Origin of the sequence: Sinomonas atrocyanea, assembly GCF_030812675.1 — a bacterium.
In the GTDB taxonomy this organism is placed as follows: domain Bacteria; phylum Actinomycetota; class Actinomycetes; order Actinomycetales; family Micrococcaceae; genus Sinomonas; species Sinomonas atrocyanea_B.
Genome location: NZ_JAUSTE010000001.1, coordinates 472,250 through 487,649, shown reverse-complemented (window position 1 = coordinate 487,649; position 15,400 = coordinate 472,250). Strand labels below are relative to the sequence as shown.

Below are 15,400 nucleotides of genomic sequence, written 5' to 3'. Positions count from 1 at the left end.
CGGAATACGCGCTGGCGCGGGGGAAGTTTACGATAGAACCCACCGCAGCAGACCAGTCCCGTAAGCACTGGCTGGTCATCAGCGCACCCCTGCAATGCCCACCCGGCACACGGCCAAGGAGCACTCATGACCACGCCCACCCCAGCACACGATCCGTTCGGCTTCCTCGGCCTCACCTACGACGACGTCCTGCTCCTGCCCGGCCCCACGGACGTCATCCCGTCCGAGGCGGACACCTCGACCCGTCTGACCCGGCGCATCCGCCTCGGCATGCCCATCCTCTCCGCCGCGATGGACACCGTCACGGAGTCGCGCATGGCCATCAGCCTGGCGCGCCAGGGCGGCATCGGCATCCTGCACCGCAACCTCTCGATCCAGGACCAGGCCGACCAGGTGGACCAGGTCAAGCGCAGCGAGTCCGGCATGATCACCCGGCCCGTCACCGTGGGCCCCGAGGCGACCCTGCGGGAGCTCGACGACCTCTGCGCGCACTACCGCGTCTCGGGCCTGCCGGTGGTCGATGAGCACCGCAAGCTGCTCGGCATCATCACCAACCGCGACACCCGCTTCATCCCGCAGGACCAGTTCGCCACGCGCAAGGTGCACGAGGTCATGACCCCGATGCCGCTCATCACGGCCAAGGTCGGCGTGGCCCGCGACGAGGTGATCGGCCTCCTCGGCAAGCACCGCATCGAGAAGCTCCCGCTCGTGGACGAGATGGGCATCCTGCAGGGCCTCATCACCGTCAAGGACTTCGAGAAGGCCGACCAGTACCCGAACGCCACCAAGGACGACGCCGGCCGCCTCCGCGTCGGCGCGGCCGTCGGCTTCTTCGGGGACGGCTACGAGCGCGCCATGGCCCTCGTCGAGGCCGGCGTCGACGTCCTCGTGGTGGACACGGCCAACGGCCACTCGCAGGGCGTGCTCGACATGATCTCCCGGCTCAAGAAGGACCCGGCCGCCGCCCACGTGGACGTGATCGGCGGCCAGGCCGCCACCCGCGAGGGCGCCCAGGCGCTCATCGACGCGGGCGCGGACGCGATCAAGGTCGGCGTCGGCCCGGGCTCGATCTGCACCACTCGCGTGGTCGCCGGCGTCGGCGTGCCCCAGATCACCGCCATCTACGAGTCCTCGAAGGCCGCCATCCCCGCCGGGGTGCCGCTCATCGCCGACGGAGGCCTCCAGCACTCGGGCGACATCGGCAAGGCCATCGTCGCCGGCGCCGACTCGGTCATGCTCGGCTCCCTCCTGGCCGGCACCGCCGAGGCCCCCGGAGACCTCGTGTTCATGAACGGCAAGCAGTTCAAGGCCTACCGCGGCATGGGCTCCCTCGGTGCGATGCAGACGCGCGGGAAGAACACCTCCTACTCGAAGGACCGCTACTTCCAGGCCGACGTCCCCAGCGACGAGAAGCTCATCCCGGAGGGCATCGAGGGCCAGGTCCCGTACCGCGGCCCGCTCTCGGCCGTGGCCCACCAGCTCATCGGCGGCCTGCGCCAGACCATGTTCTACGTCGGCGCGCACACCATCGAGGAGCTCAAGGCCAAGGGCAAGTTCGTCCGCATCACCTCGGCGGGCCTCAAGGAGAGCCACCCGCACGACATCATGATGACCGTCGAGGCGCCCAACTACCGCCGGTAGCCCGCAGGGCGCCCGAGCCGACCGCAGACGACGGCGGCCCTCCCCAGCCGCGGGAGGGCCGCCGTCGTGCGTCGCGGCGCCGCGGGACGCGCGGGGGAGTTGTCCCCATCGAGGGCCGGCCCGGGCGGCGCTAGTGTGGGGCGGGCGGGGGCCGCACGGCCGCCGGCGGGAGGGGGAACGCAGGTGGCGATCACACAGGGGGCGAACCCCGAGCAGCTGCGCACGCTGGCACAGCGCTTCAGCAGGGCCGGCCAGCAGCTGGCCGGGATCGGGAACGCGGTGCAGGGGCTGTCCCGGACGGAGGCCTGGAAGGGCAGCGACGCCGACGAATTCCGGACCGCGTGGAACCGCGCCACCAGGCCGCAGCTCACCGCCGTGGGCCGGCTTCTCGAGGAGGCAGCGCGGACGCTGCGGGAGAACGCCGCCGCGCAGGAGTCCGCGAGCGAGGCCGGCACCGGGTCGATGCACGCCCGGGGCACCGGGCCCGGCATGCCCGGGGGCCCGGGAGGGCCCGGCGGCTCCGGTACGGGGCCGGGTACCGGCCCCGACGGCCGCACCTGGGCCGACGGGGCGATCGCCGACGCCGCCGCTGCGCAGGCCTGGCCGCCGTACGGGGCGGTCTCCACGGCCGTCTCGGGCGCCGGGTTCGCCGGCGACCTGCTCGTGTCGAGGATGGCCGACGCCGGCCTCGTCACCTCCAAGGGCGGCCAGCTCGCCGAGGTCGGCTACATCAAGGGCATGCAGGCGGTGAACGGCGTCCGCCTCGCGGGCCAGGGCGCGAGCGTGCTCGGCATCATCGGCGGCGGCGCCCAGTTCTACGAGGGCATCACGGACCACAACACCTACGAGGCGGTCGACGGCGGGATCACTGCGGTCCTCTCGACCGGCGCCCTCGTGGGCGGCCCCGCGGCGCCGGCGTTCGCCGCGGCGGGGCTCGTCTGGGCCGGGTCGGGGCTGCTCGCGAGCTATCTGGGCTACTCGAGCACCTCCGCGATGTTCACGGACGCCGGCAAGGCGGTCTACAACGCCGGGAAGGACGCCGTGGAGGGCGTCGTGGACGCCGGCTCCAAGGCCGTGGACGCCGTTGCGGACGGGGCGAAGAAGGTCTGGGGATGGCTCGGCGGATAGCCGCCGCCGGCGGGGCGGATAGGCTGCGGTGGGGAGCATGGACAAGGCAAGGGGACGCATCATGAACGAGACGACGACCGCGGGCCGGGCGCCCGCGTCCGGCACCGCGGGGCAGGACGCCTCGGTGCTGCTGACCGACCACGAGATCCTCGCGCTCCTCTCCTTCGGGAACGGGCCCGGCACGGCCATGTCACGGCGGATCTTCCGCCTCGAGGCCTTCGCGGACAACGCGCTCCTCACCCAGGCCGGCACCACGACGCTCGTGGTGCGCGGGCTGGCCGAGGTGGACGGCGAGGACCTCGTCCTCAAGGAGCCCGTCGCGACCATCGGCGCCATCCTGCTGGCGGCCGACGAATGGCTCGAGATCGCGCTCGTGACCCCCGCCGCCGAGAGCGTGGTGTTCGGGGTCGGCGCCCCCGGCGGGGCGCTCATGGTCAATCTGGACCGGCGCGGCACCCAGCGGTTCTACCCGGCGGAGCCGGGCGGAGGCCTGCTCCGCGGCGCGCTGGCCGTCGCCGGGGACTACCTCCAGACCGCCCCGGACGGGCTTCCCGCCGCCGTCTCGGTCACCCGCCACGTGGCCGGTGCCGAGCCGCGGGCCGCGCACCTCAAGGCCGCCGAGGACGGCACGTTCGAGCTCGCCGTCGGCCGCCAGGAGCGGCCGCCCGCCCGCACGGTCGCAGCCCCCGGGTGCTTCGACGAGTTCGCCGCGGCCCTCGGCGCGTGAGCTCCGTGGACCGCGGCCGCCAGCCGCTCGACTACTGGCTCGACCCGCAGCTCGGGTCCGCGAACCCCGAGTCGCCGACGGCGCTGCGCATCATGGCCGCGAACCACGGCCAGCGGCAGGGCACCCTCGGCGTCCTGTGGGTCCTGGCAGCGGCGGGCGTCCTCGGCGGCGCCGTGCTCCTCGCCGCGGGCGCCACCGCGGGCGGCGCCGGCGTCCTCGTCGCCGGCCTGGCCCTCGCCGTGCTGGCCGGCGGGCTCCGCGCGCGCTGGGCACGGCACGCGCTGCGCACCAAGCTGCCCGCCGTGACCCGGGCTCCGCAGACCATGGCGGCAGCCTGGGCCCTGTGGGGAGGCGCCGGGGTGCTGATCGCGGTGCTCGTGCTCGTGGCCGTCCTGCGGCAGCCCGGCCTCGAGCCCACCCCCGGATCCGTGACGGGGCTTGCCGCGGCGGTCATCGTCCCGCTCGCGGTGCTCGCCGCCGTCCTGTTCATCCCCGCGTACCGGAACGAGCACGCCCGCGAGGAGTTCCGGGCGCTCCTGGCGCGCCGGGCGGACCTGCGGACCACCCTGGAGCAGATGGCGGCCGAGTGGGCCGATCCGCGCTGGCCGTTCGGCCCGCTGTAGGGGGCCGGGGGACGGTCCGCCGCGGTCCAGTAGGCTTGGAGCCGTGACTTACGAGATCGAAATCGGCCGTGGCAAGCGCGGGCGCCGCGCCTACTCCCTCGACGACATCGCCATCGTGGCGAACCGCCGGACCCGTGACCCCGAGGACGTCTCGGTCTCGTGGCAGATCGACGCCTACCAGTTCGAGATGCCAGTCATCGCCGCCCCGATGGACTCGGTGATGTCGCCGTCCTCGGCCATCACCCTCGGCCGGCTCGGCGGCCTCGGCGTCCTGGACCTCGAGGGCCTCTGGACCCGGTACGAGGACCCCCAGCCGGTTCTGGCGGAGATCGCCGGCCTCGAGGGGGAGCCCTCCAGCCCCGCCGTCACCCGCCGGCTGCAGGAGCTCTACGCCGTGCCCGTCCAGCCCGAGCTGATCACGGCCCGGCTCGCGCAGATCCGCGACTCCGGTGTGACGGTCGCCGGGTCGCTGACGCCGTCGGGCACGCTCGAGCACTACAAGACGGTCCTCGCCGCCGGCGTCGACCTCTTCGTGATCCGCGGCACCACGGTCTCCGCCGAGCACGTCTCCAAGAACCAGGAGCCGCTCAACCTCAAGAAGTTCATCTACGAGCTCGACGTGCCCGTGATCGTCGGCGGCGCCGCCGGCTACACGCCCGCGCTGCACCTCATGCGCACCGGCGCGGCCGGCGTCCTCGTGGGCTTCGGGGGAGGGGCGACGACGACCACCCGCCGCGCGCTGGGCATCCACTCCCCGCTCGCCTCCGCGATCAGCGATGTCGCGGCCGCGCGCCGCGACTACATGGACGAGTCCGGCGGCCGCTACGTGCACGTGATCGCCGACGGCGGCATGGGCACCTCGGGCGACATCGTCAAGGCCATCGCCATGGGCGCGGACGCCGTCATGCTCGGCTCCGCCCTGGCCCGCGCCGAGGAGGCGCCCGGGCGCGGCTGGCACTGGGGCGCCGAGGCCCACCACCCCGAGACACCGCGCGGCGAGCGCGTCAACGTCGGCACGGTCGGGCCCATGGCGGAGGTCCTCTTCGGCCCGGGCCACCACGCTGACGGCACGAGCAACCTCGTCGGCATGCTGCGCCGCTCGATGGCCACCTCCGGCTACTCGGACCTGAAGGAGTTCCAGCGCGTCGACGTGGTGGTGGCACCCCAGCGCTGAGGTGCGTCCTCTGTCCCGTGAGGGGCCCGCTCGGCCCCTGACGATCCGTGGCGGGCGGCCCTAGACTCGGAACCAGGCAGGTTCCGCAGAGGCGTCCTGGCGGCAGGACGGCCTCGCCGAGGCAAAGGGGCACGAAGATGACCGCACAGCTCAGCCCGGAATACCGGGAGGCCTCCCTCTCCCGGCTCAAGGACTCGGCCCAGCCGGGGCGCGAGCTCGACATCCTCGTGGTCGGCGGCGGAGTGGTCGGCGCGGGCTCGGCGCTCGACGCGGCGACCCGCGGGCTCGAGGTCGGGATCGTCGAGACCCGGGACTGGGCCTCCGGGACCTCCTCCCGTTCGTCGAAGCTCATCCACGGCGGCCTGCGGTACCTCGAGATGCTGGACTTCCGCCTCGTCCAGGAGGCCCTGCAGGAGCGGGGCCTCCTGCTCCAGCGGATCGCGCCCCACCTCGTGCATCCCGTTCCGTTCCTCTACCCGCTCACCCGGCGCTTCTGGGAGCGGCCATACGTGGGCGCGGGCATGATCCTCTACGACACGCTGGGGCTCACACGGCACGGCACCGGGCTGCCCATCCACAAGCACCTGTTCCGGCGCGGCACGCTCCGGGCCGCCCCGAGCCTGCGCGAGGACGCCATGGTCGGCTCCGTCCGCTACTACGACGCGCAGGTCGACGATGCCCGCATGGTGGCCGGCCTCGTGCGGACCGCAGCGCAGTACGGGGCGCACGCGGCCAACCGCGTGGCCGTGGTGGACTTCGTGCGGGAGGGCGAGCGGGTCGTCGGGGCGCGCATGAGGGACCAGGAGACCGGCACCGAGTTCGAGGCCCGCGCCAAGCAGGTCATCAACGCCACCGGGGTATGGACCGACGAGACCCAGGGCATGGTCACCGACAGGGGCCAGCTCAAGGTGCGCGCGTCCAAGGGGGTCCACCTCGTGGTGCCCCGGGACCGGTTCCAGTCCACGGTCGGGCTCATCCTGCGCACCGAGAAGTCGGTCCTCTTCGTCATCCCCTGGGGCCGGCACTGGATCATCGGCACCACGGACACGGACTGGAAGCTGGAGAAGGCCCACCCCGCCGCGTCCAGCAGCGACATCGACTACATCCTCGAGCACGTGAACCGGGTCCTGAAGCGCCCCCTCACGCGGGAGGACGTCGAGGGCGTCTACGCGGGGCTCCGGCCGCTGCTGGCGGGGGAGAGCGAGTCCACGACCAAGCTCAGCCGGGAACACGTCGTCGCCCATCCAGTGCCCGGGCTCGTGGTCGTGGCGGGCGGGAAGTACACGACCTACCGGGTCATGGCCAAGGACGCCGTGGACGAGGCGACCCGCGCGATGGACGAGCGCATCGCCCCCTCGTGCACCGACCGGGTCCCGCTCCTGGGGGCGGAGGGGTACCGGGCGGTCTGGAACCGGCGCCACCGCCTCGCCGACAGGTCCGGCGTCCACGTGGCCCGGGTCGAGCACCTGCTGCGCCGCTTCGGCTCGCTCACCGAGGAGGTCCTCGCCCTCGTCAAGGAGCATCCCGAGCTCGCCGAGCCCATGCCCGGCGCCGACGACTACCTCCGTGCGGAGGCCGTGTACGCGACGACCCACGAGGGGGCCCGGCACGTCGAGGACGTCCTGACGCGCCGTACCCGCATCTCCATCGAGGCGTGGGACCGCGGCGTGTCCGCGGCGCCCGTCGTCGCGGACCTCATGGCCCCGATCCTCGGCTGGAGCCAGACCCAGCGGGACAACGAGGTGGCGCACTACCTCGCCCGCGTCGAGGCCGAGCGGCTGAGCCAGCAGCAGCCGGACGACGAGTCCGCGGAGGCCGCGAGGATGGGTGCCGAGGACATCGTCCCGGTAAAGTAGCGCGCATGCCCCTGCCCGGTTCGTTCGACCGCTACGACGCCCAGCTGACCACCCCGGGCCTGGTGATCCTGGAGATGGTCGCCGACAGCCGGGCTGACGCCACCCGCCAGCTCGCCCGCCGCCTCGCGGCCGAGGGCAGGATCGACGACCTCGAGGGCTTCCTCGCCGACGTCGCCGCCCGCGAGCACCAGCTCGCCACCGGCCTGCCCGGCGGCATCGGGCTGCCGCACGCGCGCAGCGAGCACGTCCGCCAGCCCTCGATCGCGGTGGGCATCACCAAGTACGGGCACGCCCTCGACTTCGGCGCGATGGACGGCCCCGCGTACGTGGTCCTGCTGATCGCGACGCCGGCGGCCTCCTTCTCCGAGCACCTCGAGGTCCTCGCCACGATGGCCCGTTCGCTGTCCAAGGAGGGCTTCCGCGACTCCCTGCGCCGCGCGAACGATCCCGACATCATCGCCGAGCTCGTCAACTCCGCGCTCCTCTTCGCCGATCCCTGAGCCCTCTGGCCCCGGCCAGTGGCGCCTGAGGGCGTTTACGTTTTCTACAGCTTGTCGGAGTACCGTTAACGGGTGCTCCGAACTGCCCTCAAGCCCCAGTGGATCGCGGCGCTCGTGGGAGCGCTCGTCGTGTCCTGGGTCTTCGTGCTCCTGAGCCAGTGGCAGTTCTCCCGCTCCGTCTCCGAGGCGCCGCCCGCGCCGCGCACCATCGAGGACGTCAAGCCGCTCAGCGGCGTCCTGCGCCCGGGCGAGGTCTTCCCGGCCCCTGCCGCCGACCAGATGGTCACCCTCCGAGGCGCCTACGACGCGCGCCGGCAGGTGCTCGTGCGGGACCGGTTGCAGAACGGACAGAAGGGCTGGTGGGTGGTCACCGCCTTCACGGTCGACGGCGCGCCCGCCGTGGGCGGGGAACACGGCGCCGTGATCCCGGTGGCCCGCGGCTGGATCGCCTCGCCGCAGGATGCGGCCCCGCCGCCCCCGGGCCCGCTGACCCTCACGGGGCGCCTCGAGCCGTCCGAGGCTCCGCAGGCCGCCCAGGACGTCGCGGCGGGCCAGATTGCCACCCTCTCGGTGGCCCAGCTCATCAACATCTGGGACGTGCCCAGCTACACGGGGTTCGTCGGCGTGACCAAGGAGGCCACGCCGTCGGGCGCCGGCGCGGCCGCGACCCCCGGGCTCGAACCGCTGAGCATCACGGCGCAGCCGGTGGAGCAGCCCGTGAACTGGCTGAACATCTTCTATGCCGTCGAGTGGGTCGTCTTCGCCGGGTTCTCCATCTTCCTGTGGTGGAGGCTCGTGCGGGACGACTACGAGCGCACCCAGGACGCCCTCGCCGACGCAGCGGCCGCCGAGGCCGCCGCCGGTGGCGCCGCGGCCCCTGTTGAGAAGCCCACCCCGGGCGCCGAGAAGGCGCCCTCCGAGACCGGAGGAAACCGTGATTGACCCCAAGCCCGCTCTGGGCCGCGCTGCCGGGCAGCGGAGGTTCGGAGGCACCGTCGCGCAGATCCGCTCTGCCCTGAAGTTCTACCGGGTCGCGGCGTACATCACCGGCACGATGCTCCTGCTGCTGTGCGCCGAGATGATCGCCCGCTACGCCTTCGGCCAGTTCCTCTACGCCGGCGGCTCCGACGCGTTCACGGGGAAGCCGTTCGGTTTCGGCTTCGCCGATGCCGAGCCCGCCGGGGTCGTGGGCGGGGTGAACCTCTCCATCACCATCCTGATCGTGCACGGCTGGATGTACGTGATCTACCTCATCTCGAACTTCCGCCTGTGGTCGCTCATGCGGTGGCCCTTCCCGCGGTTCATCCTCATGGCCCTCGGCGGCGTGGTGCCGTTCCTGAGCTTCATCGTCGAGCGCCGCATGCATGCCGAGGCCGAGCGCGACCTCGAATCGCACCCCGACGCCGGCCAGCGCTACTGACCCGGCGCGGCCGGCAGCGTCCGGTGGCGTTGCTGCAGGAGTGAGGCGGGGGCCACAGGGCCCCGGGACCGGAGCCTGTGGTCCGGTACCCTTGATGGGTGACTACAGCTTCCCAGACCTCGGCGGAGGAGCACGGCGCCCAGACCGCCCACAGGCCGGTGCTGGTGGTGGACTACGGGGCACAGTACGCGCAGCTGATCGCGCGCCGCGTCCGCGAGGCGAACGTGTACTCCGAGATCGTCCCGCACACCTTCACCACCGAGCAGATCCTGGCCAAGAATCCTGCCGCCATCATCCTCTCCGGCGGTCCCTCGAGCGTGTACGCCGAGGGGGCGCCGAGCGTCGGAGCAGACCTGTTCGAGGCCGGGGTCCCGGCGTTCGGCATCTGCTACGGGTTCCAGGCCATGGCCAACGCCCTCGGCGGGGTCGTGGCCCGCACCGGCCTGCGCGAGTACGGCGCCACGGTGACCACCTCGGTCGGCGAGCCGCACTCCCTCCTCAGCGGGGTGCCCGCCACGCAGAACACGTGGATGAGCCACGGCGACTCCGTCCAGAGCGCACCGGAGGGCTTCGAGGTGCTCGCGACCACGGCCGGCGCCCCCGTCGCGGCGTTCGTCAACCCTGAGAAGGCCCTCGGCGGCGTCCAGTGGCACCCGGAGGTCAAGCACTCCGACTTCGGCCAGAAGGTCCTCGAGAACTTCCTGTTCGAGGTCGCCGGACTCGAGCCGAACTGGACCACCGGCAACATCGTCGAGGAGCAGGTCGAGCGGATCCGCGCCCAGGTGGGCGACGCCCGCGTGATCTGCGGCCTCTCCGGAGGGGTCGACTCCGCCGTCGCCGCCGCCCTCGTCCAGCGCGCGGTCGGGGACCAGCTCACGTGCGTGTTCGTGGACCACGGCCTGCTCCGCGAGGGCGAGGCCGAGCAGGTCGAGCGCGACTTCGTCGCGGCGACCGGCGTCAAGCTCTACGTCGCCAACGAGCAGGAGCGGTTCCTCAGCGCGCTCGCCGGCGTCACCGACCCCGAGCAGAAGCGCAAGATCATCGGCCGCGAGTTCATCCGGGCGTTCGAGGAGGCAGAGCGCGCCATCGTCAACGAGGCGCAGGCCGCCGGCGAGCAGATCAAGTTCTTGGTCCAGGGCACCCTCTACCCGGACGTCGTCGAGTCCGGCGGCGGCGAGGGCGCGGCGAACATCAAGAGCCACCACAACGTGGGCGGCCTCCCCGAGGACCTCCGCTTCGAGCTCGTCGAGCCGCTGCGGACCCTGTTCAAGGACGAGGTCCGCGCGGTCGGGCGCCAGCTCGGGCTCCCCGAGGAGATCGTCGGCCGCCAGCCGTTCCCCGGACCCGGCCTCGGCATCCGCATCGTCGGAGAGGTCACCGCGGAACGCCTCGAGCTCCTGCGCAAGGCCGACGCGATCGGCCGCGCGGAGCTGACCGCCGCCGGCCTCGACGACGAGGTGTGGCAGATGCCTGTGGTGCTCCTCGCCGACGTCCGCAGCGTGGGCGTCCAGGGCGACGGCCGCACGTACGGGCATCCGATCGTGCTGCGGCCGGTCTCGAGCGAGGACGCCATGACGGCCGACTGGTCGCGCCTGCCGTTCGAGCTGCTCGCCAAGATCTCCAACCGCATCACCAACGAGGTCGACGGCGTCAACCGCGTCGTCCTCGACGTCACCAGCAAGCCGCCGGGCACCATCGAGTGGGAGTAGGCGTCGCCGCCTACTCCAGCACGTCGCCGGCCGGCACCCCTGAGGGTGCCGGCCGGCGCCGATTTGGGCTCCGACAGCGTTGCACCCATAGGTGGACGGGTTGACAGGCTAACCTCGAAGCTATGCCGAGATGGTCCACAGGCAAACGAGCCAGCGCACTTGCAGCTGCTGCCGACGAGCGCGAAGAGAGCGAAGACGTGCCCGAGACGACGTCCCCCGAGGAGGAAGCGCGTCTTGAGGCGTGGCTCTCCGCGCTGCCCGGCGTCACCGGACCGGACACGATGCTCGGGTACTACCCGGGGACCGACGGCAGCATCGACCTCACCCGCGCCCATGCCTCCGGGCTCGCGCAGCTCCTCGCCGGCCGCCGGACGCGCCTCTCGACGCTCCTGCGGGAGCGGCACGACTACACCCGGGCCGCGCGGGCGGCCCGCAACCTGCGCGCGAAGTCCCACGAGCTCGCGAACGAGCGCGGCGTCGACGCCGGCCACCTCGCCGCCGGGCTCGCCACCTGGACCTCGGCCGTCGGCGGCAAGCCGCGGCGGGTCAGCGCACCGGTACTGCTCGCGGCGGTGGCCCTCACCGTCCGGCCCGAGCAGGACGACTTCGAGCTCAAGCTCACGGAGCAGGCCCGGATCAACCCGGCCCTCGTGCGGCACCTGCGCTCGATCCACCGCATCGACGTCGACGCCGCCGCCATCGAGAAGCTCGCGTACAGCACGGCCCGCCTCGACCCCCAGCCGGTCCTCGACCGCGTCCGCACCCTCATCGCGCCCATCGCGGGCGCGCAGGTGGAGTCCCGGCTCCTCGTCTCGACGTTCGCGGACCTGGAGGAATCCCTCGAGGATCCGTCGATCACCGCCGCGCACCCCGTCCTCGCGGCCCTGGCCTCCACGTCCGGGTCCGTGCACCCGGCGCCCGAGCCGCTCGACGACTCGCGGTTCAAGCCCCTCGACGAGCGCGATCCCGAGGAGGAGTTCCTCGTCCTCGATGCCGACGCGGACCAGCAACTCGTCGTCGACGCCGTGCGCGCCGGCGACTCGCTCGTGGTCGAGGCCCCGCCGGGCACCGGCCAGACCCAGACCGCCGTCAACGCGCTCGCGACGCTCGTCGACGCTGGCCGCTCCGTCCTGGTCATCGCCGAGCGTCGCGCCAGCCTCGCCGAGCTGCACCGCCGCTGCGAGGAACTCGGACTCGGCTCCCTCGCCCTGCAGCTGGGCGCCACCGTCACCCCGGGCCAGCTGCGCCAGCAGGTGGTGCGATCGATCGTCCGCAATGAGAAGTCGCAGGAGCCCCGCCTCCAAGGCGTCTACCGGGTCCTGCGGGAGCGCCGCCACCAGCTCATGGACCACGTGGCCTCCCTCCACAACGTGCGCGAGCGCTGGGGCTGCTCCCCGTACGAGGCGATGCAGTCCCTTGCCGCGCTCACCTCGCTCCACCCGGCGCCCGCCACCACGGTGCGGCTCAAGCGCAGTGTGCTGGACAGCATCAGAGACCGGGCGGGCCTCAGCGAACGGCTCCGCCGGGCGGCCGAGCTGGGCAGCTTCAGCCGCGCGGCGGCCGAGAGCCCCTGGCATGGGGCCCGGCTCGTCACCCGGCGCGAGACCGAAGAGGCCCGCGAACTGGCGGCCAGACTGGCCACCGAGGTCCCCGCGCTCGAGGAGCGCATGAACGCCGTGGCCGCGCACGCGGAGATCCGCCTCGAGCGGACCGTGGGCGGATGGGGCCGCCAGCTCGAGCTCCTTGTCGCCGTCCGCGAGAGCCTGGACAAGTTCACCCCGGACATCTTCGACCGCCCCGTCATGGACCTCATCGCCGCCACCGCGCCCGCCGCGTGGCGGCGTGAGCGCGGGATCGAGATCACCGCACTGCAGCGTTCCCGCCTGCGCCGGGTCGCCAAGGAATACGTGCGCCCCGGGGTGCACCTGGCGGACCTGCACAGCTCTCTGGTGCTGGTCCAGTCCCAGCGCGAGGCCTGGTCCGCCTGCGCCGCGTCGCAGCGGCACCCCTCGGTCCCCTCCGGGCTCGCGGAGCTCCGTGAGGCCTACGTGGATGCCGAACGCGGGCTGCGGCGGCTCGGAGCCATCGTGGCGCCCACCAGACTGGGCGGACGCCTGCTCGACACGGACATCGCCCAGCTGCGCGCCCGGCTGGACGAGCTGGCCGAAGACTCTCCGATCCTGCGCTCCCTCCCGGAGCGGACACTGCTCGAGGACGAGCTCCGCGAGCACGGGCTCACGGACCTCCTGGCCGACCTCACTGAGCGCGAGGTCGCGCCCGTCGTCGTCGCCGCCGAGCTCGAGCTCGCGTGGTGGCAGTCCGTGCTCGAGGCCATGATCAGCGGCGACGACTACCTCGCGATGTCCGACGGCGAGCAGCTGCGCCGGGCCGAGTCGGAGTTCGTCCGGGCCGACCGGGCGCACATCGCCAGCGGTGCCGCGCGGCTGCGCTGGCGCCTGGCCCGCGAGTGGGCCGAATCGATCGAGCGGCACCCCCGGGAGGCGGAGTCGCTGCGAGCGATCCTCAAGGACGGCCGGATCAGCCTGGCCGCGCTCGAGCGCCAGTCGCCCCGGCTCATCCGGCCGCTCGTCCCGGTGTGGATGTGCAGCCCCTACGCCCTCGCTGCGGCCCTGCCGCGGGACCGCCGGTTTGACGCCGTCCTCCTGCTCGACGCCGACTCGATGCCGCTGCGGGCCGCCCTGCCCGGCATCGGCCGCGGGCGGCAGATCATCGCGTTCGGCGATCCGCAGGTCGCCAACCCCCGGCCCTTCTCGGTGTCGGTCGAGCAGCAGGCCGGGCAGCCGCTCGCCCTCTCGGTGGACAGCGCGCTGACGGCGCTGTCCCGCGTCCTGCCATCCGTGCGCCTGCGCACTGCCTACAGGTCCGTGGACGAGGACCTGGACCTCCAGCTGAGCCGCCGCTTCTACTCCGGCCGTCTCCGGCGCCTGCCCGACGGACCGAGCGTGACCGGACTGGACCGGCCGTTCCTGCTCGAGTACCTGCCGGACGGCACGGGACTCCCGAGCGGGGAGGACGGCGGCGTCGAGTCCGTCGCCGCCGAGGTCAACAGGGTGGTCGACCTCGTCTTCGACCACGCCAGGCACCGGCCCGGCGTGTCCTTGGCCGTCGTGACCGCCAGCGCCCACCATGCCGCCCGCGTCGGCGAGGCGATCAGGCTCCAGATGGCGAACCATCCCGACCTCGTGGCCTTCTTCAGCGGCGGGACCGAACCGTTCCGTGTGGTCCACATCGACCGGGCCGGGGGCCTGGTCCGGGACCACGTCATCTTCTCCCTGGGCTTCGGCAGGACGCCCCACGGGCGCGCCATGCACCACTTCGGGCCGCTGAGCGAGCCCGGCGGCCGGCGGCGCTTCGCCCTGGCCATGAGCCGGGCGCGGCACAGCCTGCATGTGCTCAGCTGCTTCCAGCCGTCCGAGCTCGACGTGACGCGCCTGAGCGAGGGCGCCTCGGACTTCTACGAGCTCCTCGACCGCGAGCTCGGCGGCAACACCCAGCTCGGGACCCCGGCCACCCGTGCCGCGGCCAGTGCCGAGGCGCTGGGGGCCGACCCCCTCGTCACGGACCTGGGGGACCGCCTGAGCTCGCGCGGGGCCCGCGTCTGGCACCACTACGACGGTGCGGTGGACATGGCCGCCGCGATCGACCCCGTGCTGACGATCGGCCGCGAGGACCACGAGACGAGCATCCCCGTGGCCGTCGAGTCCGACGGCACCGACCGCTACCGCTCGATGAGCGTGCGCGAGCGGACGCGCCAGCGGCCCGAGCTGCTGGGGCGCCTCGGCTGGAAGCACTTCACGCTCTGGACCATCGAGGTCTTCACCGACCCGAGTGGCTGCGCCGAGATGATCGCCGGTGAACTCGGCCTCGCGACCGACGCGGACGAGAACGGCACTGCCGGGTTCCTCGAAGATGCCTGGGCCGGCGGACGCGAGGGACGCCACGGCACCGCTGCCTCCGGCCCCGGGACCGCCTGGAGTTCCGCCGGCGGGAGCCGCAGCCACAGGGAGAACGAGGGGAGTGCCGCTATGACGGAGCCTGACGGGGCCCACGGCTCCGACCGCGGAGACCGCCAGGAGACCGCGGGCGGCGACGGGACCGCGATCCCGTCCGCAGCCGTCCCGTACACGTCCAACCCTGAGCCCCCGCTTGGGGAGGCCGCGCCGCCCGAGACCGTCGGCGGGTGGTTCCCTGAGGGTGGCACCGCCGACTCGCACGAGGGACCCCACGGCGCCCCGGTGCCCAGCCGCGCCGCCCATGAGGCGGGGCGCCAGGATGGCGGCGCTCCCGGCGAGGAGGACTCCCCGGACGTGGCCCCGGCCGCCGGGGAGACTGCCGGTGGCGCAGAGGCCACCGATGCCGCGGAGCCCGGCGACCCCACCGAAACGGGCGATCCCGCCGACGCCGGAGAGCTCCGCCGTCCGCGCGGGGCCCGTCGAGTGACCGTGCCCGGGACCGGCCCAGCGGAGGCGGACGAGCCGGAACAGCCGGCGCCCCAGCGGCCCTACGAGCCGGTGACGCGCCGCAGCGCCGAGCGGGCGCGCGAGCGGTGGCTCAAGGAGCAGCGGCCGCCGCACTGGGGCTGAGCGGGCGGTCGGGGCGGC

At 73.2% G+C, this 15,400-nt stretch carries 11 protein-coding genes; all 11 read left to right on the top strand.

Going from position 1 to position 15,400, the window contains the following annotated elements:
• The first annotated feature begins 126 nt into the window (after positions 1 to 126).
• A complete protein-coding gene (gene guaB / locus J2W20_RS02210) occupies positions 127 to 1,641 on the top strand; it encodes an IMP dehydrogenase (protein ID WP_307004173.1) in 1,515 nt (504 codons plus the stop codon).
• Positions 1,642 to 1,824: 183 nt separating this feature from the next.
• Positions 1,825 to 2,769, top strand: coding sequence for a WXG100 family type VII secretion target (locus J2W20_RS02205; protein WP_307004171.1), 945 nt, complete (start codon positions 1,825 to 1,827; stop codon positions 2,767 to 2,769).
• Between the two features lie 61 nt (positions 2,770 to 2,830).
• The gene (locus tag J2W20_RS02200; RefSeq protein WP_307004169.1) at positions 2,831 to 3,496 is read left to right on the top strand and encodes a hypothetical protein; all 666 of its coding nucleotides are present in this window, start codon (positions 2,831 to 2,833) and stop codon (positions 3,494 to 3,496) included.
• Positions 3,493 to 4,119: a hypothetical protein gene (locus tag J2W20_RS02195; RefSeq protein WP_307004167.1), complete on the top strand. Its 627-nt coding sequence runs from the start codon at positions 3,493 to 3,495 to the stop codon at positions 4,117 to 4,119. Before J2W20_RS02200 ends, J2W20_RS02195 begins: the two co-directional genes overlap by 4 nt.
• A 43-nt stretch (positions 4,120 to 4,162) precedes the next feature.
• Positions 4,163 to 5,293, top strand: a complete 1,131-nt coding sequence (locus J2W20_RS02190) for a GuaB3 family IMP dehydrogenase-related protein (protein WP_307004166.1) — start codon at positions 4,163 to 4,165, stop codon at positions 5,291 to 5,293.
• 137 nt (positions 5,294 to 5,430) lie between these two features.
• The gene (locus J2W20_RS02185) at positions 5,431 to 7,149 is read left to right on the top strand and encodes a glycerol-3-phosphate dehydrogenase/oxidase (protein WP_307004165.1); all 1,719 of its coding nucleotides are present in this window, start codon (positions 5,431 to 5,433) and stop codon (positions 7,147 to 7,149) included.
• 5 nt (positions 7,150 to 7,154) lie between these two features.
• Positions 7,155 to 7,649, top strand: coding sequence for a PTS sugar transporter subunit IIA (locus J2W20_RS02180; RefSeq protein ID WP_307004164.1), 495 nt, complete (start codon positions 7,155 to 7,157; stop codon positions 7,647 to 7,649).
• Between the two features lie 72 nt (positions 7,650 to 7,721).
• Positions 7,722 to 8,591: an SURF1 family cytochrome oxidase biogenesis protein gene (locus tag J2W20_RS02175; protein WP_307004163.1), complete on the top strand. Its 870-nt coding sequence runs from the start codon at positions 7,722 to 7,724 to the stop codon at positions 8,589 to 8,591.
• Complete coding sequence (locus J2W20_RS02170) at positions 8,584 to 9,069, top strand: DUF3817 domain-containing protein (protein ID WP_307004162.1); 486 nt, start codon at positions 8,584 to 8,586, stop codon at positions 9,067 to 9,069. Before J2W20_RS02175 ends, J2W20_RS02170 begins: the two co-directional genes overlap by 8 nt.
• Positions 9,070 to 9,227: 158 nt before the next feature.
• A complete protein-coding gene (guaA, locus tag J2W20_RS02165) occupies positions 9,228 to 10,778 on the top strand; it encodes a glutamine-hydrolyzing GMP synthase (RefSeq protein WP_307004706.1) in 1,551 nt (516 codons plus the stop codon).
• 122 nt (positions 10,779 to 10,900) lie between these two features.
• On the top strand, positions 10,901 to 15,382 hold the full coding sequence (locus J2W20_RS02160; RefSeq protein WP_307004160.1) for a DUF4011 domain-containing protein: 4,482 nt from the start codon (positions 10,901 to 10,903) through the stop codon (positions 15,380 to 15,382).
• Positions 15,383 to 15,400: the final 18 nt, after the last annotated feature.